Origin of the sequence: Paenibacillus sp. S28, from assembly GCF_016624415.1 — a bacterium.
Taxonomy (GTDB): domain Bacteria; phylum Bacillota; class Bacilli; order Paenibacillales; family Paenibacillaceae; genus Paenibacillus_AQ; species Paenibacillus_AQ favisporus.
Genome location: NZ_JACVTM010000010.1, coordinates 122,454 through 149,353 on the forward strand (window position 1 = coordinate 122,454; position 26,900 = coordinate 149,353).

The window sequence follows — 26,900 nt, forward strand, 5'->3', positions numbered from 1 at the left end:
GGTTATGGCGGTTGTTGTCCGACGATAGGGGACGAAAAAGCCGTTATGCCGTCGAAGGCTCCTGTCATTCTTGTCGGAAGAATCGGCGAATCGGCAGACTAAGGACCTATTTTGGGGCTATATCTTAGGACCTGGTCCTTGTCAAGATGTGGACAAGGTTATCCACATATTCCACCGAAATTGTGCACAACCACCTGTTTCTTAATAAAATCGCTGGTTTATAGAGGGGTGAAAATAGGGGATAGGTTTTTCACAGGTTTTCTGTGGGAACTGTGGATAATGTGGATAATTTGGTGGATAAAGATGGATATTTTACAAAGAGGCGCATTTGCTCAACAAAAAATGGCCCTTAAGGCCATCCTTTGTTGGAAGTTATGCACTTTTTTTGGGGATAAGGCTGTGAATAAGTGGAATCTTAACATCAAAACTTTTTTTGAAAATTTGACAAAAGTTCGAACATTGGAGCTTCCGCCGGCTCCATTTGTTGAAAATCGGCTTACTCCGCGGCCAATGTTTCCCATTCGGCATAAATCGTTTCCAGCTGGTTTTTCTTTTCCTCCTGCTGCTGCTGATGCTCCTGCAGGGCGACGTAGTCTTGGTAGACCTCCGGCTTGGCCATTTCCGCGTCAAGTTCCGAAATTTCTTCCTCCAGGCTCTGGATCTGCTCCTCGAGCGCGGCAAGCCTGCGCTGCCGGTTTCGTTCCTCTCGCTTAGCCTGCTTGTCGGCCTCGAACGAAGATACGCCGGATTTATCGCTGTTATCGTTTGCTGCCTCTGGTTTGGAGGGGCTGTTCTTCGCTCCGGCTCCGCCTGCCTGCTCAAGCGCTTCTTGGCTGAGCTCCTCCAGCTCCTGCTTTTTCGCTACATAGTCGTCGTAGTTGCCGAGGTAATGCTCGGTCCCTTCGGGATGAAGCTCAATAATGCGTTCGGCCATTTTGTTCAGAAAGTACCGGTCGTGCGAAATAAACAGCAGGGTGCCTTCGTAATCGATCAGAGCCGACTCCAGCACTTCCTTGCTGAAGAGATCCAGATGGTTGGTCGGCTCGTCCAGTATAAGCATATTGGCTTCCAGCAGCATCAGCTTGGCCAGCGATACCCTAGCCTTCTCGCCGCCGCTGAGCGCAGCGATTTTCTTGAGCACGTCCTCGCCGCTGAACAGGAAGTTGCCGAGTACGGTGCGAATCCGGGCTTCCTCCATGTGCGGGTAGGCGCTCCAAAGCTCCTCGAGCACGGTATTGGAAGGATTAAGGTTGGTCTGCTCCTGGTCGTAATACCCGATTTTGACCTTGGTCCCCCAGTGGATCGCTCCGGTCTGCGGCTGGCTGGTTCCGATCAGGCACTTGAGCAGTGTCGATTTGCCGATCCCGTTCGGCCCGATGAGCGCGACCGTTTCCCCGCGGCGCAGGTCGAAGGATACGTCCTTAAACAGCGCCTTCGGCGGCTGGAATGACACGGACAAGTCCCGCACCTGCAGCACTTCCTTGCCGGACATGTACTCGACCTCGAAGGAGAAGTGGGCCTTCTTCAAATCGCCGAGCGGCTTGTCCATCCGGTCCATTTTCTCGAGGGCCTTGCGCCGGCTCTGGGCCCGCTTGGTGGTCGACGCACGGACGATGTTGCGCTGGATAAAAGCTTCCATCTTGGCGATCTCGTCCTGCTGCTTCTCGTACATCTTCATTTGGGATTCGTACTCGGCCGCCTTGAGCTCCATATACCGGCTGTAATTGCCCGTATACCGCTTGGATTGATGCCGCTCGATCTCGACGACGGTCGTCACGAGGCGGTCCAGAAAATACCGGTCATGGGATACGACCAGCAGCGATCCGGAATACGCGCGCAAATAGTCCTCGAGCCAGGTCAGCGTCGCAATGTCCAGGTGGTTGGTCGGTTCGTCGAGCATGAGCAGGTCCGGGGCCTGCAGCAGGATGCGCGCCAGCGCAAGCCGCGTTTTCTGCCCGCCGCTGAGCGTGGCGATCGGGGTCTCCGGCGCAAAGCTGCCAAAGCCCATGCCGTGCAGCACGCTGCGGATCCGCGTTTCCATTTCGTAGCCTCCGTGGTCCTTGAACCAGTCCGAACGGGAAGCATAACGGTCCAGCAGATCCTGGTATTTCTTCGGATTATCCATCACCGCCGGATCGGCGATCTGCTGCTCCATCACCCGGAGCTCTTTTTCCGTCTCAATTAAAGGAGTGAACACATCCAACATTTCTTCCCAAATGGTACGGTCGGATTGAAGCCCGCTGTTCTGGGCGAGATACCCGATCGTCGTTTCCTTCGATTTATAAATTTGCCCGCCGTCATAGGACATTTCCCCTGCCAAAATTTGCAGAAGGGTCGACTTGCCCGCGCCGTTGACGCCGACGAGGCCGATACGTTCCCTCTCCTGAACCTGCAGGTTGATGCCTTCCAGCACGGGAGTGATGCCGAATAATTTTTTGATTCCGCTCGCTTGAAGAAGCATGTGACGTTGCAACCTCCATCTATCATCTTAATAAGATCAGTTTACATGAAATACTGAGAATGCGCGACTTGCAGTGCAGGACTTCGGGACAATCTTGGCGAAAGAGAAGCAACAGTGGTAAGATAAGAGCAAATCAACGGATGCAGGACTGAAAATCGAACGCGTCGTTGGATGCCACAGGGGGCGGCTTGGATGAAAGAAGAGAAGGCGCGTCTTCGCTTTGCCATGCGGCAGGTGCGGGATGGTCTGCCGGAAGAGGAGCGGAGACGCGCTTCCGATCAGGCCTGCCGTCATGCATCGGCGTGGATGGAAGCGGCTGGATGCCGGAGCGTGATGGTGTACGTTCCGTTCCGCAGCGAGCTGGACACGCGGCCGCTGATCGAACGGGCCTGGCTTCGGGGCGTAGATGTGTACGTCCCGCGCTGCCATCCCGGGGATCGTTCCATGACGATTCACCGGCTGCGGCGGTGGGACGAGCTTCAGGCCGGCGCATACGGCATCCTGGAGCCGGACCCCGAGCGGGTGCAGGCCGAGCAGGACGGGATGCTGCCGGATGCGGTGCTGGTGCCCGGTCTCGCTTTCGATCACGGAGGTGGAAGACTCGGGTACGGTGCGGGTTACTACGACAGGCTTTACGAACGATGGAGCGCTGCGGCCGGGGACGGTACCATGCCTGTGTGGGCCGGGATTGGTTTTGCGCCGCAGGTAGTAGACCGCGTCCCTATGGACGAGAACGACGCCCGTCTTCAGGTCCTCATTACCGACCAAGGGATATACACGATGAACAAGGGGGCTGACGATGGATCTGACGCATTTTAACGAACAAGGCCGGGCCAAAATGGTAGACGTCTCGGAGAAGGACGTCACCTCGCGTACGGCGGTGGCCTGCACGACGGTCACGATGGCGCCAGAAACGCTGGCGCGGATCAAGGAAGGGCGGATCGGCAAAGGAGACGTGCTCGCCGTCGCTTCCGTTGCCGGCGTCATGGCGGCGAAGAAAACGTCGGATATCATTCCGATGTGCCACCCGCTGCCGCTGACAGGCATTGATATTCATTTCAGCGATAACGGAAATGATGAACTTTATATAGAAGGAACTGTGAAGACTACGGGCAAGACCGGCGTCGAAATGGAGGCGCTGACCGCCGTATCGGCTGCCGCTCTGACGGTCTATGACATGTGCAAGGCGCTGCAGAAGGATATGGTCATCGGTCCGACCCGGCTGGAATCCAAGACCGGGGGCAAGAGCGGCGACTACAGCCGCGAAGCTTGAGTATAGTCGAAGAAGGACCTGCTCGGATCAGACGGTTCACAAAGATAAGAACTTAGGGTTAAAGGAGGAGGGGTGATCTTATGGTGTGGAGAACAGCGATCCTGACGGCAAGCGATAAGGGAGCCCGAGGTGAACGTGAAGATACGAGCGCACAGGTCATCCGGGAGCTGGTGGAGGAGGAATTGGGCGGGGAGATTGTGGAATACCGCATCGTTCCCGACGAGCAGGATGATATTATCGCGTCGCTCATTGAGTTAACCGATTATTTCCAGGCGGACCTGGTGCTGACGACCGGAGGTACGGAGCTGGCGATCCGGGACGTAACGCCGGAGGCTACCCGCCGGGTCATCGAGCGGGAGGTGCCGGGCATCGCGGAGGCCATGCGGGCGACCGTCATGCAGAAGAACCGCGCGGCGATGCTGTTCCGCGGCATCGTTGGCATCCGCGGACGGACGCTGATCGTCAACCTGCCGGGCTCGCCCAAGGGCGTGCACGAGCACTTGGCGGCCATTATGGACCAACTGCCGGAAGCGCTGCTGATGGTGACCGGGCAATACCGCCAATAATCCAGCATTTACCTGACTTTTTTCAAAATTGTCACACTTATCTGATATTGTAATGATCCGTGATATGGTATGATGGCGATGTGGCAATTTTATGTCATTGCTGTGAACAAGCCCAATCGACATGCAAACATCCATCAATGATCTGCTTTACTCGGACACGGTGTGTTACATATCCGGATTTTGGTTAAGAGTAAAGTACAGAGAGGAGAATACCATATGCTGAGTGGAATCGGTGTGCCAGGCATTATTTTGCTGGTCATTTTGGCATTGCTGCTGTTTGGACCCAACAAGCTCCCTGAACTCGGACGGGCCGTCGGCCGCACATTCCGCGAGTTCAAGGACGGTGCCCGCGATATTATCGGCGAAGACGATCAGGCGCCGCGCAAGAGCGAGCCTAAGCCGCTGGCCGCAAGTGAAACGCAGCAGCCTGCACCTGTGCAGAGCAGCGCTGCCCAAGATAAGCGCCTGCCGGAGTGATTTCGGGGAGAAATCCAGGCAGTCTATATCCATCCCTTCCTTGCGGGGAGGGATTTTGTTTTGTCCGGAAGGCTTAAAGCGAAGGAAGGTGACCTCATCGTGGAAAAACAGGAAGAAATGTCGATCGTCGAGCATTTGAGCGAGCTGCGCAAACGGATCATTTACGTCCTGGTCGTGCTTGTGCTCGGGCTTGTGGTCGGCCTGGTCTGCGCCAATCCCATCTACCAGTACCTGATCAGCGTCGACTCGGCGAAGGATTTCGAGCTGCACGCATTTTCCTTCTGGGACGGGATCGGCATGTACATGAAGATCGCCATGATTGTATCGCTTGTGGCGACGATTCCGTTTACGGCGTACCAGCTGTGGGCCTTCGTCAGCCCGGGGCTCCGCGAAGTGGAACGCAAGGCCGCGCTGCGCTATGTGCCTTACGTATTTCTACTGTTTCTGGCCGGACTTGCCTTCGGCTATTACGTTGTATTCCCGATGGCGCTGGGCTTTACGACCCAGGTGACCGAGTCCATGGGACTGAAGGAGACGTACGGCATCTCCCAATACTTCAGCTTTTTGTTTACGCTGGTCGTACCGGTGGCGCTGCTGTTCGAGCTGCCGATCATCGTCATGTTTCTGACCAAGCTGCGGATCCTGAACCCGCTGCGGCTGCGGAAAATGCGGAAGATCGCCTATTTTGCTCTCGTATTTATCGCGATCGTCATTACGCCGCCGGATTTCATCTCGGATTTTCTCGTGACGATTCCGCTGCTCGTGCTGTATGAGTTCAGCGTGTTTTTATCCTCCGTCGTGTACCGCAAGCAGCTGGCCGCGGATGCGGCGGTGGAGGCCAGATACCGGTTCCCGGCCGAACCGCAATAAGAGGACACAGGCATTCTTTTTCTGGACGGAAAAAGGATGCTTTTTTCTTTTCTTCGAAAACGGGCATTTCTTTTTCAGAAATCACGGAAAACGTCATATTTCAGATTCCGGTGGATACAATGATGGAGGATGTCTTATTCGCTGCGGAGGCCTGTGACAGGCTTGTCCGGTGCAGGATGGGACGGGTTCTGCGGAGGTGCTATGAAAAGTGTGAAGTTCTTAGAAAAATGCTTCAAAGAGGACTTGAAATCTGTTCCCAAGTTGAGTATCATAAAAGTGGTTGTTAGCACTGAACGTTGTCGAGTGCTAACAAGAATCGTCAACCAGACTTTAACCGCAGCACAACATACTAAATAAGGAGGCTATTTTTCATGATCAAACCTTTGGGTGACCGCGTTTTGGTAGAACCAATCCAACAAGAGGAAACAACTTCGTTCGGGATTGTCCTTCCGGACTCCGCCAAGGAAAAGCCGCAAGAAGGCAAAATTATCGCTGTTGGCAGCGGAGCCGTTAAAGACGGGGCACGCGTTCCTTTGGAAGTCAAAGAAGGCGACCGTGTGTTGTTCTCCAAATATGCCGGAACAGAAATCAAATATGAAGGTAAAGAATATTTGATTATGAAAGAAAGCGACATACATGCAATCGTAGGCTAAGCGACTTTTTGATCCGGCGAGGATTGAATTTTCGGCGAAGAGCCTGAACATATGAGCAACATCTATATCATTTATGGGAGGTTTTTATCAACATGGCAAAAGATATCCGTTTCAGTGAAGACGCACGCCGCTCCATGCTGCGTGGTGTAGACGCTTTGGCTAACGCTGTAAAAGTGACGCTCGGACCTAAAGGCCGCAACGTCGTTCTGGAGAAAAAATTCGGCAGCCCGCTCATTACTAATGACGGTGTGACGATCGCTAAAGAAATCGAACTGGAAGACGCTTTTGAAAATATGGGCGCTCAGCTCGTTAAAGAAGTAGCAACCAAAACCAACGATGTAGCCGGTGACGGTACGACGACTGCTACGGTTCTGGCTCAAGCCATGATCCGCGAAGGTCTGAAGAACGTAACTGCAGGCGCTAACCCAATGGTTGTCCGCAAAGGGATCGACAAAGCGGTTAAAGCGGCAGTTGCCGAGCTGAAGAACATCGCAAACGAAGTTAAAGGCAAACAAGAAATCGCTCAAGTCGCTTCCATTTCCGCAGCTGACGAAGAAGTGGGCCAACTGATCGCCGAAGCGATGGAAAAAGTGGGCAAAGACGGCGTTATCACCGTTGAAGAATCCCGTGGATTCGCTACAGAGCTTGAAGTCGTGGAAGGTATGCAGTTCGACCGCGGCTACATTTCCCCATACATGATCACCGATACGGATAAAATGGAAGCTGTGCTTGAAAATCCATACATCCTGATCACTGACAAGAAAATCAGCAACACGCAGGAAATCCTGCCGCTGCTTGAAAAAATCGTTCAACAAGCCAGACCGCTTGTGATCATCGCTGAAGACATCGAAGGCGAAGCTCAAGCGATGCTGATCGTGAACAAACTGCGTGGAACGTTCAACGCGGTAGCTGTTAAAGCTCCTGGCTTTGGCGACCGTCGCGAAGCGATGCTGCAGGATATCGCTGCCCTGACTGGCGGCCAAGTGATCACCGAGAAGCTCGGCCTGGATCTGAAGAGCACATCCATCGAGCAACTGGGTAACGCCCGTCAAGTGCGCGTAACGAAAGAAAACACAACCATCGTTGACGGAAGCGGCGAGAAGAGCGACATCAACGCTCGTATCTCCCAAATCCGTTCGCAGCTGGAAGAAACGACTTCCGAGTTCGACAAAGAGAAACTGCAAGAGCGTCTGGCTAAACTGGCCGGCGGCGTAGCAGTTATCAAAGTCGGTGCTGCAACCGAAACCGAACTGAAAGAGCGCAAACTGCGCATCGAAGACGCCCTGAACGCAACCCGCGCTGCGGTTGAAGAAGGTATTGTATCCGGTGGCGGTACAGCCCTTGTGAACGTATACCATGCGGTAGCTGCTGTTGACGTGACTGGCGACGAGAAAACAGGCGTAAACATCGTTCTGCGTGCGCTCGAAGAGCCAATCCGTACGATCGCTGCCAACGCTGGTCAAGAAGGTTCCGTGATCGTGGACCGCTTGAAGAAAGAAAAAGTGGGCATCGGCTACAACGCAGCTACGGACGAGTGGGTGAACATGTTCGAAGCAGGTATCGTTGACCCTGCGAAAGTAACGCGTTCCGCGCTGCAAAACGCAGCTTCCGTTGCGGCTATGTTCCTGACGACAGAAGCCGTAATCGCCGACAAGCCAGAGCCTGAAAAGGCTGCTGCTCCAGACATGGGCGGCATGGGCGGAATGGGCGGAATGATGTAATAAAGGGCCCAAAAACCCTAATATAGCAGTAAGAGAAAGGCTCCCGAGAGGGGGCCTTTTTTTGTATGCCTTATATCGCCTTTTTCGACTTGATTTGCGGCTATTTCTAGGACATCTTCCTGATTTTACATTGCGATAACATTTCTAGATTAATATATGAGAGAAAATGTAGATTTAAGGTGTGGTGAACAGGTTGATTGCTGCAATCGTTGACGTCGGATCGAATACGATCCGTTTGACCGTATACCAATACGAAGGTCAGGATACACAGGTATTGTTTCATCGCAAGACTATGGCCGGGCTTGTCCATTATATCGACAAGAAGCGCATGAATGAGGCCGGCATACGGGTCGTCTGCCAGACCCTGAACGACTATATGAGCATGCTGAAGCAGCTGCCCGTTATACCGGACAGTATTCATGTGTTTGCCACGGCCGCCATCCGCAATATCGCTAATACCCGGCAAGTGGTCGATGCGATCCGCGAAAGCGCTGGCATTGAGGTGGAGGTGATTTCTGGCGATGAAGAGGCCAGGCTCAGCTATGTGGGAGCTATGCACAGCGTAGAGCTGGAGGAGGGCGTTCTCGTCGATATTGGCGGCGGGAGCTCCGAAATTGCCGTTTTTCAAAATAAAGAGATTTGTTACAGCGATAGCCTGCCTATCGGATGCTTGAATGCCTACGAGAAATGCGTCGAGAAAATTATTCCGTCCGAGAAAGAGCGTCAAGCGATTGCGGAACTGGTGCAAAAGCAGCTGCAGGCCATGTCCATCCCGGAACTGGGTCCCCTGCCGATCTGCGGCGTTGGCGGCACGATCCGCGCATCCTTCAAATTGAAGGGCGTTCTTGGCGAAACGGACCAAGCCAACCAGATGAGCATCGAAGAGCTGCAAGGGATGATTCGGCGTTTTAAAAATCACAAGAAAAAGCATATCGCTCCCATTTTGGTGAAGACGCCGGATCGGATTCACACCCTGATCCCAGGGATGATTTTGCTTAACGAAATCGCCCGTTTTTTTCAAAGCGAAGTGGTGCATATCAGCCGTTTCGGGGTTCGTGAAGGGTTTTTATATGATCGCTTAGCCAAAGGAAGTGAAGAGAAATGACAGCCTCCACGCCATTGAAAACACAAACCTCTTATATGCAGAACCGGGAGCTATCCTGGCTCAGGTTTAATGAGCGCGTGCTTGAAGAAGCGATGGACGAGCGGGTTCCGCTGTTCGAGCGTCTGAAGTTCGTTTCCATCTTCACCAGCAATTTGGATGAGTTCTATATGATCCGGGTCGGCAGCTTAACCGATTTGGCCGGTATGAAGGAAGAGCATCGGGATAACAAAACCGGATGGACGGCCCAGGAGCAGCTGAATTACATTTTTGAGGCCACCGAGCCTTATTATGAGAAGCGAAACGCTATTTTTGCCCAGATCGAACAAGCTTTGGAGAACTATCAGATTTACCGCGTCGGCATGGATGACCTCAGCAAGCAGGAGAAAAAGTTCATTGAGGATTATTATGCAGAGCATATTTTCCCGGTCCTGTCGCCGATTGTGGTCGATTCGCATCATCCGTTTCCGCATCTGATGAACAAGCAGCAGTACGTGATGTGCAGTTTCGAGGACAAAAACCAAACGCTTGGCATTATCCCGGTCTCGCCGTCTTTTCCGGACTTCATCCAATTACCTGGAGATTCCTTTCGGTACATATTGACGAGCCACGTCATCCTGGGATATGCCAAGCAGCTGTTCAATATGTATAAAGTGAGCAGCACCCAATTGGTAGCCGTTACCCGGAACGCCGACATTGCGCTGGATGACGAACATCTGGAATACGACGACGATGACGATATCCGGCAGCTGATGAAGAAGACGCTCAAGAAACGGGCACGCCTGGCACCGGTCCGATTGGAGGTCGAAGGCCAGCTTCCCAAACGCGTCGGGCAATTGTTGTGCGACAAGCTGCAGCTGAGCCGCAAACAAGTGTTCAATAGCGTGGCACCGATCGTGCTGAATTATCCGTTCGAGTTGATCCAGCGCATGCCGAAGCATTTGGAAATGAAATGCACGTATCCTCCTTTCAGGGCCAACAATCTTCTTGATATGCAGGCTTACCCAACGGTAACGGAATGGTGTTTGAAGGAAGATATGATGCTCTTTTACCCCTATGATTCGATGGAGCCTTTTCTGCAGCTGCTCAAGGAAAGCGCCGAGGATCCCCATGTCGTTTCGATCAAGATCACGATTTACCGGCTGGCTCAGCACTCGATCATTACCCAGTATTTATGCCTCGCGGCCGAAAACGGCAAGGACGTCACCGTCTTGATTGAGCTGCAGGCCAGATTCGATGAACAAAATAACATTGAGTGGGCCGAGCGGCTGGAAGAGGCCGGCTGCCAGGTTATCTATGGTGTCGAGGGCTATAAGGTGCACAGCAAGATATGCCTCATTACGCGCAAGGACCGGAATAAAATTCAATATATTACGCAGATCAGCACGGGCAATTATAACGAAAAGACCGCCAAGCTGTACACGGATGTTTCGATGATGACCTCGCATGAAGAGATCGGACGCGACGCGGATGCCTTCTTCAAAAATATGGCGATCTCGAATCTGGACGGGCAGTACCGGCATCTGCTCGTCGCGCCGAATCATTTCAAGCAACCCCTGCTTGAATGCATGGACCGGGAGATTGAGAAAGCGGGCCGAGGTGAGCCGTGCCGGATTTTAATGAAGTCCAATTCCTTGACGGACAGGGAAATTCTGCAGAAGTTGTTCGAGGCATCGGAAGCCGGGGTTCCCGTTCAGCTCATCATCCGCGGGATCTGCTGCCTGCTGCCGGGCGTCCCGGGAAAAACAGAAAATATTACCGTTCGCAGCATCGTCGGACGTTTTCTCGAGCATTCCCGGATCTTCTGCTTCGGGGCGGATGAGGACTGCTCCATCTACATTTCGTCAGGGGATTTAATGACGCGCAGTACGACCCGCCGTGTCGAGACGGCTTGCCCGGTGTATGACCCTGGGCTGAAGCAGCGCATCCTGCATCATCTGGATGTCATGCTGCAGGACAATGATAAAGCAAGACAGATGTCCAGCAACGGGCAGTACAAACGGCTGTCCTCGCCGTATGAAGCCAACCTGAAAGACAGCCAGAAGCATTTCATCGAAGAGGCGATGCAGGGCATGGACCGGCGGCAGCCGAGGCATTTGCGTATTTGGCGCAGGTGGGCCCGCTTGCTGCAGCATTGATCGGGTACAAATATTCAGGATGATTACCATCCACGATACCAATGGATTTAAAAGAGATGACTCCCGTATGATACTGGGGTCATCTCTTTTATAGCTGCAAGCCTATGAAAAGAGCTGCCTAGCGGCAGCCTTTCGATCCTCAACTTTAGCGTTTAACCTTCCCCTTTTTGAATCCATTCCCCGAACTGTTTCATGGCTTTCTCGCTGTGCACGTATTTGTATTTTTTGCCGTCGTCGTAATGGAAAATCGCCGCGCTGTCCTCGTCGCCTTCGATTTCGGACGTGATCGAAAGGATGCGCTGGGTGTCGAGCAGCTTGAAATTGCCTTGGTCGTCTTCGGCGGGAATCGCCTGTTGCTTTGGTTCTTCTTCCATATTCATCGTTGCAGCCTCCATAGGTCGTTTTGTCTTATTGTACCCGAACGGACAACGATTTGCATGGATGCCACCAGTTTTTCTCATTACGCCTAATTCTCCAAACTTCATCCGGTAACACCGAAGATAGCGATAGTCCACTCCCATGATGTGCATTGGACATATACATATGTCATATACACATATTCCTAATTTTTTAAGGGAAGGGTGCCGCAAATGAGAAAAGGAGGAAAAACGAAGCGCACATATGTAAAGAAGAAAATAAAATGCATCGGCGCTAAAAGAATCAAAAAGACGGTCGTTTGCAAAAAGGTGAACCCTAGAAGAAAACGGAAGATCCGAAATGTGATGGATCAGCATGCCTTACAAGCGGCAATCGAGGAAGCCAAGGCACAAATCAAAGCAGAGCTGGCGCTATTGACCGGGATGCAGGGCGATCATGGCCCTCAAGGGGAACGGGGGATGGATGGCACTGCAGGACTGCCCGGGATTCCCGGACCGCAAGGCCTACAGGGGGTGCAGGGCCCTCCTGGGACGTCAGGTCTGCGCGGGCCGGAGGGGCCGCAAGGCGTACAGGGGCTCCCCGGACAACCGGGTGGCCCTGGCCCTCAAGGGGTACCAGGGATGCAAGGGGCACCAGGCGCACCGGGCATTCAAGGGCCGGCTGGTCCGGAAGGACCCGAAGGTCCGCAGGGCCCGCCTGGACCCGTCGTTATACCAGGAGTAACTGTGCTGCCGACGGCCGCCCGTTATTTTTATCAGCCGGAGACTGATCTGGATTTAACGGCGTCGGCCGCGGTTGCGGCGAGCCAATTCACGAATGATGAAGGTGATGCGGTTGCCGATTTTTCGACGCTTGGTCCCAATAGTTTCAGCAACCTCTATATCAACGGGATCATCCAGCCGGGGAAATCGTACAGCATCAATCCGTCGGAACTATATTTTCCACCGCAAAGCACGACTATATATGCGGGGACTCCTATTGTTTTAGAAACGGTGCAGTTAACGGCGAATATTACAGTCTAGCACTTTTTCGTATTTTCCCCCACGCCAATTCAAACCTTCCTGCATTTAATAGGGTAGAGGATCCGATGGTTTTCAAAGATTTTGGTTTGAAAATCTATATGTTCCTCAACCAAGAAGGGAGGAGAGAATATGCCTATCGTAACCCCGTATCAGAACAGCGTGAGATTCACTTCGACCATTGGTGCAGGTACCGGAACCGGAGCGACCTTCGCTATAGCCGCAACGGCCTTCACCAATGACGCTGGAGTGGCTGCTACGGCGTTTCCTGGGACGTTCAACTACTACAACCTTTATTTGAATGGTTTGATGCAGACGGCCGACGTTTCGTCAGCGACAACAACGACGCTTACCATTCCTGGAGGCGATGTGTTGGACCCCGGTACCCCGGTTGTCGTTCAGTTTGTTGTTTCTTGATCAGACGAGGACTAACGGATGACCCGGAGGTCCTCTTTGCCTTTTTATTTGGAATTCAGGGCGATTTTCTCGATCAATTCTTCACCTTCGTTCCGTACGTTTCCGACCGATCCGGGCACGGGATAGGAGTACATGTCCTCTGCCTCGTAAGGCCGCAGCAGCCCCTGCAGCAAGTCCTTATCGGACACGCCGGGATCCAGCCAGATGTTCAGCTCTTCCTCACCAAGAATAACGGGCATACGGTCGTGGACCTTCTTCGTAAGGGAATTCGGCTTTGTCGTTATGATGGTGCAGCTCGTGATCACCTCGCCCTCCGGGCTTTTCCAATCATCGTACAGGCCGGCAAAAGCAAACACATCTCTCGATTTCACCCGGAACCGATAGGGCTGCTTATGCTCGCCTTCATGAGTCCACTCGTAGAATCCGTCTGCCAACACGGCCATTCGTTTCTCAGGAAAAGCTGACCGAAATGCCGGCTTGCTGTCAATCGACTCCGCACGGGCATTAAACGTATGGTAGGCCATCTTTTTCGTCTTGGCCCAGAACGGAAGCAGCCCCCAGTGAAACCCCTGCAATATCCGCTTTCCGTGATCGCTTCGAACGCCGGCAACCGTTTGGGTCGGGGCTATATTATACCGTGGAGTTATTTCATACTGGACATCATCGATGTCAAATGGCTGGACGAGATCCTCTTCTTCAACCGCCAACGTATACCGTCCGCACATGTCATGTCCTCCTTACTTCATCTCCGTTTTCTTTTTATTACCCCAAAAATGAGTGCGGCACAAAATGAAACGAAGATACCGCGGCGGCGTATTATAGATCATTCAAACAGAAATGAGGTTAACGCCAATGCGTTATTTATTATGCTTTCTTCCGCCGCTGGCCGTTCTGAGCTGCGGTAAATTGGGACAGTTCATCTTAAGCATCATCCTTACATGTATCGGCTACATTCCGGGCGTCATTCATGCGATGCTTGTGGTTCATTCATACAAAGAAGATCAACGGGCGGATCGGATCGTACGGGCGATTCGGGAGCAGCATCGGTAAAACGAGGGTCATTCTTATAATATAGAACTGGCGTCTGATATCCATTAAAGGTCCCCAAAGGTGGGGGCCTTTTCCTTTATATAGGATTCAACTATGTTATTTTCACCCAGCCGTTTTTTATTGCAACAAAAATTAACATACAGCCCGCTTTCCTGTATAATTATGGAAAAGTTGCGAGGTGGAACCAATGAAGCGTTTTTCCTTAGGGGATAAGATCCTGATTTTTTTCCTGCTCGGGTTGGCGGCGCTGTTTATCATCAGTTTCTTTGTGGTGCGTTACATTATCCAGCATGTGTCATTTGCTCCGTAAGCAGGCAGCCATTGATTTAAAAGGAGCGGCCCTATGAAAAATATGAGGTACAATCAAATCGAACGTTATGCGGATAAATCCGCCTGGCTTTTGGATGTGCTGCTGTATCTCCCTCGGTTACTTATCAAATTGCTCAGTTGACTTGCTTATCCCGGAACGACGGCTGCGTGATCCCGTTCTATCCATAAAGGAGTCGATACATATGCCGGTGCTGATCATGGGAATCGTGCTTGCTGCGATTGGCTGGTTTGCCAGAAAAAAGCCGGAATCGTGGTGGTTTCGAAGATTCGGCGAGGATTGGGATGCGGAGCTGAGTGAAGATCGGCGATGGTACCTTCGCTTTGCCGGCATGATTCTTATGATCTTCGGTGGACTGCTGTGTTTGGCAGGTGTGTTCAGTATTTGAGAATGACAAAAACCCTCTCTGATTCCAGAGAGGGTTTTCCTCGTAAGCTAAGCAGAAGCAGCTTACAGTGTCAGGCCGCCGTCCACAAGGACGATGGAGCCAACCATATAGCTTGACCGGTCGGATGCAAGGAAGGAGACCATTTCGGCCAATTCCTCCGGCTGCGCGTAGCGGCCGATCCGCATGTTGCTGACTTCTTCGGGCATATAGCCGCCCGCTTTGAACTGTTCTTCCACGCTTTGGGTCAGCGAGGTCTGCACGCCGCCAGGGCAGATGGCGTTGACCCGGATGCCTTTTTTTACGTATTCCATGGCTGCCGACTTCGTCAATCCGATCACCGCATGCTTGGTTGCCGAATACACGGACACGCTGTGCTCGCTGCGGATGCCGGCTGTCGACGCCGTATTGATGATCGAGCCGCTGCCCTGCTTCTCCATCACTTTGAGTACATACTTCAGCCCCAGGAAGGCACCCTTCATGTTAACGGCGACGAGGCGGTCGAACTCCGCTTCTTCCACGTCGGCCAGCAGTGAAAATTTCTGGATGATGCCGGCATTGTTGAAAAAGGCATCGATCCGGCCATAGGTGTCCACGGCGGCATTGACGTAGCGCTGCACGTCTTCGCTCTTGGATACGTCCGCCTGAACGAAAATGCCTTCGCCGCCCTGGTCCTGGACCATCCGCAGCGTTTCTTCGCCAGTTTCGCGGTTAAAATCGACCAGCACGACTTTGGCCCCGTTAGCGGCCATTTTTAAACTGCTGGCTCTGCCGATGCCGCTTCCGGCGCCGGTGACCAGCACGATTTTATTTTCCAATTCCATCGCACATTCCCCCTAATCGTTGATCATGATCTGTTCATTGACCATTGTACGAGGGTTTGATCGGCAATTATTGTACTTTTCTACGCTTAATTGTATTATTTTAATGTGAAGAAACCGCTATCATTTATGCCGGCAAAAAGGGGGAGCGTCATGCGGTTCGCATTGGAAGAAATTAAATACGTGTGCCACCATCTGCATGAGGCCCATGGCGTGTCTGTATTTTACGTCAACACCCGCGGGCAATTTGCATATGAAAGTCCCGCTGCGAGCATCCGCCAGAGCCCGTATTATGTTCCGCTTCAGGAGCAGATCAGGGAACATGCAGTAAACGGCGGGCAGAAGAAGATTCCGACCTTTTTTTCCATCAACAGGCTGCATTTTTTTCGAATCGGCCTGCAGCATGACGAAGCATCCTTGGGGCAAATCGTGGTCGGTCCCTGTCTCGATGCCGGGCTGGACGAAACGCAACTCGATTACATCACAGAGCTGATGCACGAATTTTCCAACGTCCGGGTGCTGATTGAGTTTTACCAATCCCTGCCGGTTATTGGCCCGGAGCGTTTTCGTTCCATGAGCCTTTTGGTTTACAGCCTGCTCTACCAGGAACGGTTGGACCCGGTACAGATCGTTGAGACCAGCGGCGAGCAGCCACCGGAGAATCAGCCGACGCATGCGCCGGATCTGGAGATTTCGCGGGAACGGATGAACCTGATTTCCCATACGAACCTTTCGCATGAGCGGGTGCTGCTGGATTATGTCCGCAAGGGACGCACCGATAAAGTCCAGGACGTCGTCCGTTATTCATTGATCGGCGAAGACGAGCTGGGCAAGCTGTCCAGGCGCAGCCGGATCCGCAGCGAGAAAAACCTGATGATCACCGGCGTGGCCTTGATCTGCCGGGCGGCGATCGAAGGCGGGCTGAACGAGGAGACGGCCTTTACGCTGAGCGATTTCTATATTCAGCAGCTGGAGGAGCAGGAAAGCCTGCAGGCGATATCCAAGGTGATGACCGAGGCGGTTTTCGCGTTTACGGAACGGGTGTCCAAGGTTAAGGAGCAGCAGTATTCGTCGACGATTACGGCCTGCCAGCACTATATTTCCGACCATCTCTACGACGACATTACACTCGAGCAGCTGGCGAAGCTGACCTATTTGAGTCCCAACTACTTATCCAGCCTGTTCAAGAAAAAGGTAGGTGTCTCCATCAGTGAATATATCCAGCGCGAAAGAATTGACGAGGCGAAAAAGCTGCTGAAGCTGACCAAATATAAGGTTTCGGACATCTGTTCATGGCTGAACTTCAATGATCAGAGTTATTTCAACAGGGTGTTTAAAAAAATGACCGGCGTGACGCCAAAACGGTACCGGGAGGAGGGATCAGCCGGGCGAGCGGCGGAAAAAACAAAAGAACCAAAATAACGAATACCGGAAGAACCAAGAACGAAAACCAGAATAACCAGAATAACCAGAAGAACCGAAGTTCCCTGTTTAACACGGATACCTGAGTCTCCAGTTCCTTTGGCGATTCATATGCTGCTGTCTAAGGACAACAATGAAAAGATAAACAAGCTTCCAGCAGGCGAGTCCTGCAGGAGGCTTGTTTTAATATTCCATGATTTGGCGGTTTGACAATACGCCTTTTCCGCCCTAGAATTATACCCATAGGGGTATACGTATAATACCTCGATCAATGATCAATACACATCCGGATCTTACTTTATAAGGGAGGTTTACAAGCATGGCGGAAATATCGGTAAATGTCACTTTGGACTGCAAAGGTTTGTCCTGCCCGATGCCTATCGTCAGAACCAAAAAAGCGATGGACCAGCTTGAAGCGGGACAGGTCATCGAGGTGTTGGCCACGGACCGGGGGTCTTTGGCGGATATGCAGGGCTGGGCCAAAAATACGGGCCACCAGTACCTGGGGACGCTCGAAGACGGGGAGGTGCTGAAGCATTACCTGCGCAAATCCCGGCCGGAAGAGCTGAAGGAAGCGGCGAATTACCCGCATACCATTTCCAATGAAGAGCTTCAAAGCAAGCTCGCAGCAAGCGAGGACTTGGTTGTTCTGGACGTACGTGAGCCGGCTGAATATGCGTTTGGCCACATACCCGGGGCGGTATCCATTCCGCTGGGGGACCTGGAGGCGCGCCTTTCGGAGCTGGATCCTGAAGACAGCATTCATGTAGTATGCCGCACAGGATCGCGCAGCGATCTGGCATGTCACCTTCTTGCCGAGCATGGATTTCAGCATGTAAGCAACGTCGTGCCCGGCATGTCCGCATGGACGGGACCAATTGAAAATCAATAAAACCAAAACCAAAAACCAAATTCAAAAATTTACGGAGGTATGATCCATGAGTACAAAAGTAGCGATTATTGCCAGCAACGGCGGATTGTTTGATGCCTATAAAGTGTTTAACATTGCCACGGCGGCCGCAGCCACCGAGGCGGAGGTTGCCGTCTTCTTCACATTCGAAGGCTTGAATTTGATTCACAAGCAGGCCCACCAACAGCTGCCGCTGCCGGCCGGACGCGAGCATTTCGCCGAAGGGTTCCAGAAAGCTAACGTTCCGGGCATTCCGGAACTGGTCGCGATGGCGCAGGAGCTTGGCGTCCGGATGATCGGCTGCCAAATGACGATGGACGTCATGAATTTGACGAAGGAAGACTTTATCGACGGGATTGAAGTCGGCGGAGCGGTGACCTTCCTCGACTTTGCCAAGGATGCCAACGTCACCTTATCTTTCTGACAAGGAGGAATCTTTGATATGACAGCTTCAGTGAATACGAATCCGGGCGTCATGACAGCCAAGGAGCTGACACGGCGGATTTTGGCCAAGGAAGAACTGTTGATTTTGGACGTGCGCAATGAGAGTGACTTTAACGACTGGAAGATCGAAGGGGAGCGGGTAGAAATCGTCAACATCCCGTACTTCGATCTGCTGGACGGTGTTGATGAAGCCCTTGCCCGACTGCCTGAAGGCAAAGAGGTTCTCGTCGTGTGCGCCAAGGAGGGATCCTCCCAATTCGTCGCTGAACAGCTGGCTGAAGCGGGCAGAACCGGCGTGTCCTACCTGGAAGGCGGCATGAAATCCTGGAGCGAGCATTTGGAACCGGTCCAGATCGCCGAATTGAACGGCGGGGGTGCGCTGTATCAGTTCGTGCGGATCGGAAAAGGCTGTCTGTCTTATATGGTGGTCTCCGGCGGCGAAGCTGCCGTTATCGATACGCCGCGCATGACCGGCATCCTGGAACGTTTTGCAGGCGAACAGGGGGCGGTGATCAAGCATACGCTGGACACGCATCTGCATGCCGACCACATTTCCGGCGGAAAAGCGTTAGCCGAAAGCACCGGAGCGGCCTACTGGCTGCCGCCGAAAGATGCGGAGGAAGTTACCTTTTCCTATGAGCGTTTGGAGGAAGGCCGGGAAATGAACGTAGGAAGCACCACCATCGCAATCGAGCCGGTGTATTCCCCGGGGCATACGATTGGAAGCACGTCGCTGATTATCGATGGGAAGTATCTGCTGACCGGCGATATTTTATTCGTCGAATCGATCGGCCGTCCAGACCTAGCGGGCCAGGCGGAGGATTGGGTGGACGACCTGCGGAGCACGCTGTACAGCCGGTATAAAGGGCTGTCCGAGGACTTGATCGTCCTGCCGGCGCATTTCGGCAAAATCTCCGAGCTTGGTGAGAACGGGAAGGTCATGGCCCGGCTGGCGGACCTGTTCCGTCACAATCCGGGGCTGAACATTCAGGACGAGGAATCGTTCCGGCGCACCGTTACGGAAAATCTCCCTCCGCAGCCTCATGCATACCAGGATATCCGGCAGGCGAATATGGGCAAAATCCATCCGACCGAAGAAGAGCAGCGCGAGATGGAGATCGGGCCGAACCGCTGTGCGGTTCATGACAAGTAACCAGCGTACGAAATGCGCGGGCAGCCTGTTTTCACTAAGGATGCTTAGGGAGGAGAAAGGAGGGAGGACGCCATGGCGGATATGATGCTCTACGCTGTCATGCTGCTGCTGGGTCTCGTCGGATCGTTCTTCTCCGGACTGCTCGGCATCGGCGGGGCGATCATCAATTTTCCCCTGCTGCTGTATGTTCCGCCTATGCTGGGATTGCCATCGTTCTCCGCACACGAGGTTTCCGCGATCAGCATGTTCCAGGTTTTCTTCTCTTCACTGGCCGGCGTGCTGGCGTACCGGTCGAAGCCCGATCCGAAAGGAGGGGCGGTCCACAAAGGCCTCGTCATGTATATGGGGGGAGGCATTCTGGCCGGCAGCCTACTCGGCGGACTGACCTCCGGTTCGATGGACGGAACGGCTATCAACGTGATTTACGGCATTTTGGCGGTACTCGCCGTCGTCCTCATGCTCATTCCGAACCGGGGAACGGAGAGCCGGTCTGAACCGCTAACGTTTAACAAAACCGTAGCCGTCACGGCGGCTTTTCTGGTCGGTGCTGTTTCCGGCATCGTGGGTGCGGGCGGATCGTTTATACTGATTCCGATCATGCTAACAGTGCTGCGCATTCCCACCCGGACGACGATCGCTTCCTCGCTGGCCATCGTGCTGATTTCGGCAGTCGGCGGAGTCATCGGCAAAATCGCGGGCGGGGGCATTCCGCTCGGACCGACCGTCTTTACCGTCCTTGGCAGCCTGATCGGGGCTCCGCTCGGATCGAGAATCAGCTCCAGGATGAACGTGACACTTTTGCGGTATGCGCTGGTGGTGTTGATCGCCTTCACGGCTGTGAAAATATGGGCGTCCCTGCTGTGAGAAAGATCGGGTGGAATAAATTTCAGTGCGGCAGCGGGATCCGTACCAGTGTAGTTTTGTATTTTTTTGCTCTATAATATACCCATACCGGTATATCGTTAGAAAAGGTGGGATCCTGACATGGATTACAATTACACGGATGAAATGAAAACACGTCTGCGCCGCATCGAAGGGCAGATCCGGGGCGTGCTGCGCCTCATGGATGAAGGAAAATCATGCAAGGAGGTCGTCTCCCAATTATCCGCTGTGCGCAACGCCTCGGATAAGGCGATCGCCCAGATCGTCGCGGAGAACCTGCAGCAGTGCATCTTGGCGGAGCAGGCAGCTGGAAACATGGACACCGGAAAAATGGTGAAGGAAGCCGTGGAGCTGCTGGTGAAAAGCCGGTAAACCCTGGCATTTGACAACCCCGGAGGAAATCAATATACTTTGCTTATCCATTTGAATATTCGGAATATACGCGGAAAGAGCGAAGTAGCGGGAAGTCCCTGTTCTCAGAAAGCCGGGGGTCGATGCGACCCGGCAGCACACGGTCCTGACGAATTACACTCTGGAGTATCTTGGGTAATGCCAAGCGGAATGGCCAACGTTATATGCGCCGTCGAGTGGTGCAGCATGCCTTGAATGAGGCGGCCCTGCGCAATGTGGGTGGTAACACGGTTATTACAATCGTCCCTTAGGTCTGTTTCAGGCCGGGGGGCGATTTTTTGCGTTTCCCGGCTTCATGAGGAAGCCTTGCATCCGGGAGAAGCCCGCCTCGATCCATGTATAACCGATTTTTAGTCCCATATATCATGAACAAGCAAAGGAGCTGGACAAGGAAATGAACATTATTGACGAACTGGAGTGGCGCGAGGCCATTAACCAACAGACGGACGCGGAGGGACTCCGCCAATTGACGGAGGAGAAATCGATCTCCCTGTACTGCGGCGTCGACCCGACCGGGGACAGCATGCACATCGGGCACCTGATCCCGTTCATGATGCTGAAACGGTTCCAGCTGGCCGGACACCGGCCGGTCATTCTGATCGGCGGCGCCACCGGAACGATCGGCGACCCGAGCGGACGCCAGTCCGAACGCACGCTGCAGACGATGGAACAGGTGCAGGCGAACGTGGACGCCCTGACCGCCCAAATGAAGAAGCTGTTCCTGACGGAAGGCGACAACCAGCTGCGCATGGTGAATAACTACGACTGGACGCATCAGCTGAACGTCATTGATTTTCTCCGCGATTATGGGAAAAACTTCAGCATCAACACGATGCTGGCCAAGGATATCGTCGCCAACCGGCTCGAAACCGGCATTTCGTACACGGAATTTTCCTACCAAATTCTGCAGTCGATGGACTTCCTGCACCTGTATCGGGAAGAGGACGTCCAACTTCAGATCGGCGGCTCCGACCAATGGGGCAACATTACGAGCGGCCTGGATCTGATCCGGAAAAAGGAAGGCTCGGAAGCGAAAGCATTCGGCCTGACCATTCCGCTTATGCTGAAGGCGGACGGCACGAAATTCGGCAAAACCGCCGGCGGCGCCATTTGGCTCGATCCGAAGAAAACGACGCCGTACGAGTTCTACCAGTTCTGGGCGAACACGGACGACCGCGACGTCGTCAAGTACCTGAAGTACTTCACCTTCCTGGACAAAGAAGCGATCGACGCTTTGGCGGAAAAGGTGCAGACCGAGCCGCACAAACGCGAAGCACAGATTACGCTGGCCGAGGAAATGACCCGGTTCGTCCATGGCGAAGAAATGCTGGCCCAAGCTAAAAAGATCACCGCTGCGCTCTTCAGCGGCGACATCAAGTCGCTTACCGCGGACGAAATCGAGCAGGGCTTCAAGGAAATGCCGACGTTTGAAGCGTCGAAGGAATCCAAGAACATCATCGACTGGCTCGTCGATGTCGGCATCGAGCCGTCCAAGCGCCAAGCGCGCGAGGATCTGAATTCGGGAGCCATCTCCATGAATGGTGAGCGCGTCACCGACGTCGAACTGGAAGTAAGCGCCGACCATGCCATCGAAGGCCGGTTTATCATCATCCGCAAAGGCAAGAAAAAATACCATCTCGTGAAGCTTTCCTAGTCTCCGGACGTATTTTCGGAGTCAAGAGCCGCGTCAGAACGTTAACGGGATCTATCACAAAAAAGGCTTTCCTGCCGTCCATGGGGACGAAGGGAAAGCCTTTTTTGCCGTACATTCCGACCTGCGTGAACGGTAGTCGCCGTAAGCGGCAGAGGGGTTGGGTTATGCCTTTTCCTCAACCGGACGCTCAACGTGAAGCGGTGGAGGAACAAGCCAGCCCTTCTCCTTGTTCATACGCAAAATCCGCACGCCAAGGGCGGTTTTGGTCGTATGGTATTTGGCGAATAATGCGCCGATGTCCTCGCGGATAGACATGCCCATAATCGCGCTGCAGGCAGTCAGTCCCGCGGCGGTGTCGGCTGCCAGCTTGGCGCCGATTTCCTGGTCCATAAAGCGGGCCCCGGGCGGTATGTCCTCCAGATTGACGGCCGGTCTGTCGGCCATAATCGGCGCGGGGACGACGCCGTTGTCGGTCAGCAGCTTGTCGCATTCCTTGATTTCGGTCTTGGCTTGGTCGATCAGGTCCTCAAGAATTTGTTTGAGGTCTTTGTCTCCGGCATGGTTCAGATATACCTGATAGCAGGAGACGAGTCCTTTGGCCATCATGGAAACTTCCCATAAATTGAAGACTTCGCCGTAATGCATCGGTTGGTGTTTCGGATTTCCGTCGAGAATACCCATCGATTTCATTCTCTCCTTAGTTTTAGGTAGGGCAGTACCGTTACATTATGAGCAATTCCCTTCGGTTTCATGTACGCAGCCGAAGCTTGTAGCTCCGCTATATTGCATATCACGAGTCGCCGGACCACGTTCCGATGACCGACTGGCACGATACCGAACCAACCCGGCAGATGAGTTTCCAGCACGGAGCGTCGTTGACGGATTGTATATCAAGCTGCTGAAGAATCAGGGGCTTTCGCGCTGACTTTTCGGCTAAATTGAGTGTAAGCCCTTTAATTATGTGTGCTCCCATTGTAAAATGGTGGACAAAACCATATGACAAGGGGACGATCGAATGAGCACAGCAGCAAGCAGGCTGCCTGACAGCAAGCAGCGCATACCACTATGGGAGGATGTTCCGCTGGGACAAAGCGGGCCGGAGAACGAGGGCTGCCCCAGCATTACGCCTTACCTGCTTGAAGGGGAGGGCCCTTTCCCGATGATGGTGGTATGCCCGGGAGGCGGATACGTCATGCGCGCAGACCATGAAGGCGAACCGATCGCCTTGTGGCTGAACAGCATCGGGGTGTCGGCGGTGGTGTTGAACTACCGCGTATCGCCGAACCGCCACCCGGTTCTGCTGGGAGACGCTCAGCGGGCAATCCGCACGGTGCGAAGCCTCGCGGCCGATTGGAACATCGATCCGGCGCGGGTAGGCATTTTGGGCTTTTCCGCCGGTGGACACTTGGCGTCCACTGCCGGTACCCATTTTGATGCAGGCCAGTCGGATGCGGAAGATCCGGTCGAGCGCGAGAGCAGCCGTCCCGATCTGCAGGTGCTGTGCTATCCGGTCATCAGCTTCGGGCCTTATACCCACGAAGGCAGCAAGTATTCGCTGCTCGGGGAAGAGCCGGACCCGGAACTGGTCCAGTATTTGTCCAACGAGACGCGGGTCACGCCGGATACGCCGCCGGCCTTTATTTGGCATACGGCCGATGACGGGGCCGTTCCTGCGGAGAACAGCCTGCTCTTCGCCCTCGCTTTAAGCCGCGAGAAGATTCCTTATGCGCTGCATGTATTTGAGGCCGGACGGCACGGACTTGGGCTCGCGGAGGAAGAAGAGGCTGTCAAGGCATGGCCGGACCTGTGCGCGACCTGGCTGAGAGAACGGCAATTCATATAATAATGCTATCACCCGAAAGAAAGGGACGACGCTTATGGAGCGGACGTCCCTTCTTGCCGTTAAGGAGGGGATAAGCACTTCCATCCTCTCCAAGGCATACGCTGGTTACGAACGAGTTGAAATGAAAACCCCCAGGAGGATGATACAGAAGTGATGACCCGTACTTTTGGCATCGGAAACTCAGGCAGGGGATGGGTATGAACACCACGCTCGGCCTAATGTCTGCCAAGACGGCCGAAAGGTCCCATTTTCTTCCCTATGTTGAGGCAGCGAATGTGGCAGGTTTCAAACGGTTGATTCTTTTTGCGCCTGAAGATGTGAACCTGGCCCGGCGAAAAATTACCGGTTACACTTATCAAAAGCATAAATGGGTGCGTACGGTACAGGGATTTCCAGATCTCATTTATGATATAGGCCATTACAGGACGATCCGCGGTTACCAGCAAGCGGAAGAAATCAAATCCTTCAGCCGGCTGCCCTTTGTTGGGGACTGGCTTGGCAATAAGTGGGTCGTCTATCAGGGACTGAAGGCGTCCCCGGAAATCGCGGAGCATTTGGTGGAGACGGAGCTGCTGATTCGGGCGGCCGACGGAATTTCCATGCTGGAGCAGCACAAAGCGCTCATGCTGAAACCGGTCAGCGGAGAATCGGGTACCGGGATCAAACGGATCAGTCTTCGCAAGGACATGCTGATTATTGAGGAAGACGGGGGCGTATGCCGCGGCATCAAGGTGGAATCGGCAGGGAGATATTTAGATCAGCTGGCCGCCAAAGGTTATATGATGCAGCCGGCGCTCGATTTGCGCGTGAACAGCCGAAACCCCTGGGACTGCCGTGCGCTGATTCAGAAAGATGGGCTGGGCAGCTGGAGCTTTACCGGGCTCGTCGTCCATGTAGGACAGACAAGCCGTCTGACGACGCATCCGGAGCACGGCGGGCAAACGTTGGAGGGGTATCCCTTTTTGGCCAAAAGATTTGGGGAGGAGGAAGCGAAGAGGCTGTACGAACAGGTCGGGGACCTGTCACGGCGGGTCGCTGAGCAGCTGGAGCTATATTACAACCGGAGCTTTGCCGAGTTGGGCGTCGACTTGGCCATAGGCGAGGATCGGTCCCTCTATATTCTGGAAGTGAACCATAAGCCGTGCAAGCCGTTCATGCGAACGGAGCGTGACCTCGAACTCTATTTGAAAAGCATCCGGGTGCCGTTCCAATACGCGGCTTATCTGGCTCATACGCAAGCTGCGGTTATTCCGGCGGCACCTCCATGGTCGCGGGATACGTCCGGATGCTCCAGAGCGGAGCTCATCGAACAGATCATCCAGGACGGCATGGCATTCTACCGGACTCCATACCGGTTCGGTGCGGTGCCCTGGTCCATCGACGCGTTCGATTGCAGCTCGTTCATGCAATTTATTTTTGCCAGAAGCGGTCTGCTGCTGCCGCGTACGTCCAGACAGCAAAGCCTCCTGGGATATGATGTGGCCAGAAAGAACCTGCAGCGGGGCGATCTGCTGTTCTTTTCCGTCCACTCCCGAACGCATAAGAAAGGGCTGGAACGAATCGGCCATGTCGGCATTTATCTTGGCGGCGGCCGGTTCCTTCATTCCTGCAAAGCGGGCGGCGTCGTGGTCACCGAGCTCTCGGATCCGTATTGGAATCGGCTGTATATTAAGGGCCGCCGGGTGATTGAAGAGGATGGCTGCTCGTAGGCGGCGTCCTTTTTTCGGCAAGTCCTTATCAATCGCTGAGGCGTGGGATATAATGGATTGTGCATGTCCCATATGATAAAGGAGGACTACCCGAGTGAGTGTAAAGATATCGCCTTACATTGTAATGAATGGCAATTGTGCCGAGGCCGTTGCGTTTTATGAAAAAGTGCTGCAGGCCAAAAACCTGGGATTGTCCCGCTTCAGCGATATGCCGGATCCGGATCATCCGCTGCCGGATGAAGCCAAAGATCGCGTATTGCACGCCGCACTTGAATTTGACGGCAACACGCTGCTCTTCTCCGATACGTTTCCGGGAAATCCGTATCAGCTTGGGGATCAGTTGAGCATCGCCATTACATCGAATGACAGCGAGCGTCTCCAATCGGTCTTCGCCGGATTGTCGGATGGGGGACAGGTGCTGATGGAACTGCAGAAGACGTTCTGGAGCCCGGCCTTCGGCATGGTCCGCGACAAGTTCGGTATCACGTGGCAGGTCAGCACAGAGCAATAGGAGCTTGGCAGGATCGATCCTGACTACGGATCCTGGCAGGCGCTTCTAAGACAATCTGCCAGTTGATTCTCGTCCATCATAAACAAGCCATGGCACAATCGGAACGCTGCATTCTTCACTCAAAGGGCAGCGGGAAAGAGGGCCGTGGCTTTTTTGACTTGGGCTGGAACCTGACATTGCGTGGAACCTTCCTGATTTATACATTCCGGTGACAACATCCGCGAATGTGTGATATCCTTGTGAAGGATGATACAAATCTGCTTTCCTGATTGTCGTTAACGATATCCATCATGGGAAAGTTT

At 53.6% G+C, this 26,900-nt stretch carries 29 protein-coding genes; 24 read left to right on the forward strand and 5 right to left on the reverse strand.

Annotated elements, in window-relative coordinates; genetic code table 11:
* Positions 1-496: 496 nt before the first annotated feature.
* Positions 497-2,461 carry an ABC-F family ATP-binding cassette domain-containing protein gene (locus IAE55_RS22685; RefSeq protein ID WP_145160802.1) on the reverse strand — a complete coding sequence of 655 codons (1,965 nt, stop codon included), beginning with the start codon at positions 2,459-2,461 and terminating at the stop codon, positions 497-499.
* 192 nt (positions 2,462-2,653) lie between these two features.
* Between IAE55_RS22685 and IAE55_RS22690 the strand changes: the two genes are divergently transcribed.
* The 9 genes from IAE55_RS22690 (at position 2,654) to ppk1 (ending at position 11,261) form a co-directional block, all read left to right on the forward strand.
* Positions 2,654-3,280, forward strand: a complete 627-nt coding sequence (locus tag IAE55_RS22690) for a 5-formyltetrahydrofolate cyclo-ligase (RefSeq protein ID WP_234489773.1) — start codon at positions 2,654-2,656, stop codon at positions 3,278-3,280.
* On the forward strand, positions 3,261-3,734 hold the full coding sequence (gene moaC, locus IAE55_RS22695) for a cyclic pyranopterin monophosphate synthase MoaC (RefSeq protein ID WP_145160798.1): 474 nt from the start codon (positions 3,261-3,263) through the stop codon (positions 3,732-3,734). The genes IAE55_RS22690 and moaC overlap by 20 nt, the downstream gene beginning before the upstream one ends.
* 80 nt (positions 3,735-3,814) lie before the next feature.
* Entirely contained in the window at positions 3,815-4,300 is a 486-nt protein-coding gene (locus tag IAE55_RS22700; RefSeq protein ID WP_076174928.1) for a MogA/MoaB family molybdenum cofactor biosynthesis protein, read from the forward strand.
* A gap of 219 nt (positions 4,301-4,519) precedes the next feature.
* Entirely contained in the window at positions 4,520-4,777 is a 258-nt protein-coding gene (locus tag IAE55_RS22705) for a twin-arginine translocase TatA/TatE family subunit (RefSeq protein WP_076175208.1), read from the forward strand.
* 96 nt (positions 4,778-4,873) lie between these two features.
* Positions 4,874-5,647, forward strand: coding sequence for a twin-arginine translocase subunit TatC (tatC, locus tag IAE55_RS22710; RefSeq protein ID WP_200634012.1), 774 nt, complete (start codon positions 4,874-4,876; stop codon positions 5,645-5,647).
* 371 nt (positions 5,648-6,018) lie between these two features.
* On the forward strand, positions 6,019-6,300 hold the full coding sequence (groES, locus tag IAE55_RS22715) for a co-chaperone GroES (RefSeq protein WP_076174926.1): 282 nt from the start codon (positions 6,019-6,021) through the stop codon (positions 6,298-6,300).
* 92 nt (positions 6,301-6,392) lie between these two features.
* Complete coding sequence (groL, locus tag IAE55_RS22720; RefSeq protein WP_076174923.1) at positions 6,393-8,021, forward strand: chaperonin GroEL; 1,629 nt, start codon at positions 6,393-6,395, stop codon at positions 8,019-8,021.
* A 193-nt stretch (positions 8,022-8,214) separates the two neighbouring features.
* Positions 8,215-9,126, forward strand: a complete 912-nt coding sequence (locus IAE55_RS22725) for a Ppx/GppA phosphatase family protein (protein ID WP_200633945.1) — start codon at positions 8,215-8,217, stop codon at positions 9,124-9,126.
* Complete coding sequence (gene ppk1 / locus IAE55_RS22730) at positions 9,123-11,261, forward strand: polyphosphate kinase 1 (RefSeq protein WP_200633946.1); 2,139 nt, start codon at positions 9,123-9,125, stop codon at positions 11,259-11,261. The genes IAE55_RS22725 and ppk1 overlap by 4 nt, the downstream gene beginning before the upstream one ends.
* 152 nt (positions 11,262-11,413) lie before the next feature.
* Here the strand turns inward: ppk1 and IAE55_RS22735 are convergent, their stop codons facing one another.
* Positions 11,414-11,641: a hypothetical protein gene (locus tag IAE55_RS22735; RefSeq protein WP_089549950.1), complete on the reverse strand. Its 228-nt coding sequence runs from the start codon at positions 11,639-11,641 to the stop codon at positions 11,414-11,416.
* Positions 11,642-11,983: 342 nt separating this feature from the next.
* On the opposite strand from IAE55_RS22735, the gene IAE55_RS34140 reads away from it, so the two are divergent.
* Positions 11,984-12,661, forward strand: a complete 678-nt coding sequence (locus tag IAE55_RS34140; protein WP_267918371.1) for a DUF4183 domain-containing protein — start codon at positions 11,984-11,986, stop codon at positions 12,659-12,661.
* A 129-nt stretch (positions 12,662-12,790) separates the two neighbouring features.
* Positions 12,791-13,075 (forward strand): DUF4183 domain-containing protein, encoded by a 285-nt coding sequence (locus tag IAE55_RS22745; RefSeq protein ID WP_200633948.1) that lies wholly within the window; start codon positions 12,791-12,793, stop codon positions 13,073-13,075.
* A 44-nt stretch (positions 13,076-13,119) separates the two neighbouring features.
* On the opposite strand, the gene IAE55_RS22750 is transcribed toward IAE55_RS22745, so the two are convergent.
* A complete protein-coding gene (locus tag IAE55_RS22750; RefSeq protein WP_200633949.1) occupies positions 13,120-13,800 on the reverse strand; it encodes an SOS response-associated peptidase in 681 nt (226 codons plus the stop codon).
* A 127-nt stretch (positions 13,801-13,927) separates the two neighbouring features.
* On the opposite strand from IAE55_RS22750, the gene IAE55_RS22755 reads away from it, so the two are divergent.
* The 3 genes from IAE55_RS22755 to IAE55_RS22760 all read left to right on the forward strand — a co-directional run bounded on the left by IAE55_RS22755 (position 13,928) and on the right by IAE55_RS22760 (position 14,841).
* Positions 13,928-14,125 carry a YqaE/Pmp3 family membrane protein gene (locus tag IAE55_RS22755; protein WP_076174899.1) on the forward strand — a complete coding sequence of 66 codons (198 nt, stop codon included), beginning with the start codon at positions 13,928-13,930 and terminating at the stop codon, positions 14,123-14,125.
* Positions 14,126-14,312: 187 nt separating this feature from the next.
* Complete coding sequence (locus IAE55_RS34145) at positions 14,313-14,435, forward strand: hypothetical protein (RefSeq protein WP_256992339.1); 123 nt, start codon at positions 14,313-14,315, stop codon at positions 14,433-14,435.
* Positions 14,436-14,637: 202 nt separating this feature from the next.
* Complete coding sequence (locus IAE55_RS22760; RefSeq protein ID WP_105442089.1) at positions 14,638-14,841, forward strand: hypothetical protein; 204 nt, start codon at positions 14,638-14,640, stop codon at positions 14,839-14,841.
* A 62-nt stretch (positions 14,842-14,903) separates the two neighbouring features.
* On the opposite strand, the gene IAE55_RS22765 is transcribed toward IAE55_RS22760, so the two are convergent.
* A complete protein-coding gene (locus IAE55_RS22765; RefSeq protein ID WP_145160783.1) occupies positions 14,904-15,662 on the reverse strand; it encodes an SDR family NAD(P)-dependent oxidoreductase in 759 nt (252 codons plus the stop codon).
* A gap of 150 nt (positions 15,663-15,812) precedes the next feature.
* Here IAE55_RS22765 and IAE55_RS22770 point away from each other — a divergent pair, with 150 nt between their 5' ends.
* The 7 genes from IAE55_RS22770 to tyrS all read left to right on the forward strand — a co-directional run bounded on the left by IAE55_RS22770 (position 15,813) and on the right by tyrS (position 22,535).
* Complete coding sequence (locus IAE55_RS22770; protein ID WP_200633950.1) at positions 15,813-17,081, forward strand: helix-turn-helix domain-containing protein; 1,269 nt, start codon at positions 15,813-15,815, stop codon at positions 17,079-17,081.
* Between the two features lie 319 nt (positions 17,082-17,400).
* Positions 17,401-17,973, forward strand: a complete 573-nt coding sequence (locus tag IAE55_RS22775; RefSeq protein ID WP_145160781.1) for a sulfurtransferase TusA family protein — start codon at positions 17,401-17,403, stop codon at positions 17,971-17,973.
* A 46-nt stretch (positions 17,974-18,019) separates the two neighbouring features.
* The gene (locus IAE55_RS22780) at positions 18,020-18,415 is read left to right on the forward strand and encodes a DsrE/DsrF/DrsH-like family protein (protein WP_105442092.1); all 396 of its coding nucleotides are present in this window, start codon (positions 18,020-18,022) and stop codon (positions 18,413-18,415) included.
* A gap of 18 nt (positions 18,416-18,433) precedes the next feature.
* On the forward strand, positions 18,434-19,588 hold the full coding sequence (locus tag IAE55_RS22785) for an MBL fold metallo-hydrolase (protein WP_200633951.1): 1,155 nt from the start codon (positions 18,434-18,436) through the stop codon (positions 19,586-19,588).
* A 72-nt stretch (positions 19,589-19,660) separates the two neighbouring features.
* Entirely contained in the window at positions 19,661-20,452 is a 792-nt protein-coding gene (locus IAE55_RS22790) for a sulfite exporter TauE/SafE family protein (protein ID WP_105442093.1), read from the forward strand.
* A gap of 120 nt (positions 20,453-20,572) precedes the next feature.
* A complete protein-coding gene (locus IAE55_RS22795) occupies positions 20,573-20,842 on the forward strand; it encodes a metal-sensitive transcriptional regulator (RefSeq protein WP_076174880.1) in 270 nt (89 codons plus the stop codon).
* A gap of 433 nt (positions 20,843-21,275) precedes the next feature.
* The gene (gene tyrS, locus IAE55_RS22800) at positions 21,276-22,535 is read left to right on the forward strand and encodes a tyrosine--tRNA ligase (RefSeq protein WP_200633952.1); all 1,260 of its coding nucleotides are present in this window, start codon (positions 21,276-21,278) and stop codon (positions 22,533-22,535) included.
* 162 nt (positions 22,536-22,697) lie between these two features.
* Here the strand turns inward: tyrS and IAE55_RS22805 are convergent, their stop codons facing one another.
* A complete protein-coding gene (locus tag IAE55_RS22805) occupies positions 22,698-23,216 on the reverse strand; it encodes a DUF3231 family protein (protein ID WP_105442095.1) in 519 nt (172 codons plus the stop codon).
* Between the two features lie 334 nt (positions 23,217-23,550).
* Here IAE55_RS22805 and IAE55_RS22810 point away from each other — a divergent pair, with 334 nt between their 5' ends.
* The 3 genes from IAE55_RS22810 to IAE55_RS22820 all read left to right on the forward strand — a co-directional run bounded on the left by IAE55_RS22810 (position 23,551) and on the right by IAE55_RS22820 (position 26,598).
* Positions 23,551-24,378 (forward strand): alpha/beta hydrolase, encoded by an 828-nt coding sequence (locus IAE55_RS22810; protein ID WP_200633953.1) that lies wholly within the window; start codon positions 23,551-23,553, stop codon positions 24,376-24,378.
* Positions 24,379-24,575: 197 nt separating this feature from the next.
* Positions 24,576-26,087 carry a YheC/YheD family protein gene (locus tag IAE55_RS22815; protein WP_200633954.1) on the forward strand — a complete coding sequence of 504 codons (1,512 nt, stop codon included), beginning with the start codon at positions 24,576-24,578 and terminating at the stop codon, positions 26,085-26,087.
* Positions 26,088-26,181: 94 nt separating this feature from the next.
* Entirely contained in the window at positions 26,182-26,598 is a 417-nt protein-coding gene (locus tag IAE55_RS22820) for a VOC family protein (RefSeq protein ID WP_089549965.1), read from the forward strand.
* Positions 26,599-26,900: the final 302 nt, after the last annotated feature.

Excerpts from the sequence above, each read along its gene's own strand:
- IAE55_RS22770 (WP_200633950.1), top strand. The coding sequence starts at position 15,813 with ATGCGGTTCGCATTGGAAGAAATTAAATACGTGTGCCACCATCTGCAT.
- IAE55_RS22690 (WP_234489773.1), top strand. The coding sequence starts at position 2,654 with ATGAAAGAAGAGAAGGCGCGTCTTCGCTTTGCCATGCGGCAGGTGCGG.
- ppk1 (WP_200633946.1), top strand. The coding sequence starts at position 9,123 with ATGACAGCCTCCACGCCATTGAAAACACAAACCTCTTATATGCAGAAC.
- IAE55_RS22735 (WP_089549950.1), bottom strand. The coding sequence starts at position 11,641 with ATGAATATGGAAGAAGAACCAAAGCAACAGGCGATTCCCGCCGAAGAC.
- tyrS (WP_200633952.1), top strand. The coding sequence starts at position 21,276 with ATGAACATTATTGACGAACTGGAGTGGCGCGAGGCCATTAACCAACAG.
- IAE55_RS22765 (WP_145160783.1), bottom strand. The coding sequence starts at position 15,662 with ATGGAATTGGAAAATAAAATCGTGCTGGTCACCGGCGCCGGAAGCGGC.
- IAE55_RS22790 (WP_105442093.1), top strand. The coding sequence starts at position 19,661 with ATGGCGGATATGATGCTCTACGCTGTCATGCTGCTGCTGGGTCTCGTC.
- IAE55_RS22700 (WP_076174928.1), top strand. The coding sequence starts at position 3,815 with ATGGTGTGGAGAACAGCGATCCTGACGGCAAGCGATAAGGGAGCCCGA.
- IAE55_RS34140 (WP_267918371.1), top strand. The coding sequence starts at position 11,984 with ATGGATCAGCATGCCTTACAAGCGGCAATCGAGGAAGCCAAGGCACAA.
- IAE55_RS22805 (WP_105442095.1), bottom strand. The coding sequence starts at position 23,216 with ATGGGTATTCTCGACGGAAATCCGAAACACCAACCGATGCATTACGGC.
- IAE55_RS22810 (WP_200633953.1), top strand. The coding sequence starts at position 23,551 with ATGAGCACAGCAGCAAGCAGGCTGCCTGACAGCAAGCAGCGCATACCA.
- IAE55_RS22780 (WP_105442092.1), top strand. The coding sequence starts at position 18,020 with ATGAGTACAAAAGTAGCGATTATTGCCAGCAACGGCGGATTGTTTGAT.
- IAE55_RS22785 (WP_200633951.1), top strand. The coding sequence starts at position 18,434 with ATGACAGCTTCAGTGAATACGAATCCGGGCGTCATGACAGCCAAGGAG.
- groL (WP_076174923.1), top strand. The coding sequence starts at position 6,393 with ATGGCAAAAGATATCCGTTTCAGTGAAGACGCACGCCGCTCCATGCTG.
- groES (WP_076174926.1), top strand. The coding sequence starts at position 6,019 with ATGATCAAACCTTTGGGTGACCGCGTTTTGGTAGAACCAATCCAACAA.
- IAE55_RS22760 (WP_105442089.1), top strand. The coding sequence starts at position 14,638 with ATGCCGGTGCTGATCATGGGAATCGTGCTTGCTGCGATTGGCTGGTTT.
- IAE55_RS22685 (WP_145160802.1), bottom strand. The coding sequence starts at position 2,461 with ATGCTTCTTCAAGCGAGCGGAATCAAAAAATTATTCGGCATCACTCCC.
- IAE55_RS22755 (WP_076174899.1), top strand. The coding sequence starts at position 13,928 with ATGCGTTATTTATTATGCTTTCTTCCGCCGCTGGCCGTTCTGAGCTGC.
- IAE55_RS22815 (WP_200633954.1), top strand. The coding sequence starts at position 24,576 with ATGAACACCACGCTCGGCCTAATGTCTGCCAAGACGGCCGAAAGGTCC.
- IAE55_RS34145 (WP_256992339.1), top strand. The coding sequence starts at position 14,313 with ATGAAGCGTTTTTCCTTAGGGGATAAGATCCTGATTTTTTTCCTGCTC.
- IAE55_RS22795 (WP_076174880.1), top strand. The coding sequence starts at position 20,573 with ATGGATTACAATTACACGGATGAAATGAAAACACGTCTGCGCCGCATC.
- IAE55_RS22745 (WP_200633948.1), top strand. The coding sequence starts at position 12,791 with ATGCCTATCGTAACCCCGTATCAGAACAGCGTGAGATTCACTTCGACC.
- IAE55_RS22750 (WP_200633949.1), bottom strand. The coding sequence starts at position 13,800 with ATGTGCGGACGGTATACGTTGGCGGTTGAAGAAGAGGATCTCGTCCAG.
- moaC (WP_145160798.1), top strand. The coding sequence starts at position 3,261 with ATGGATCTGACGCATTTTAACGAACAAGGCCGGGCCAAAATGGTAGAC.
- IAE55_RS22775 (WP_145160781.1), top strand. The coding sequence starts at position 17,401 with ATGGCGGAAATATCGGTAAATGTCACTTTGGACTGCAAAGGTTTGTCC.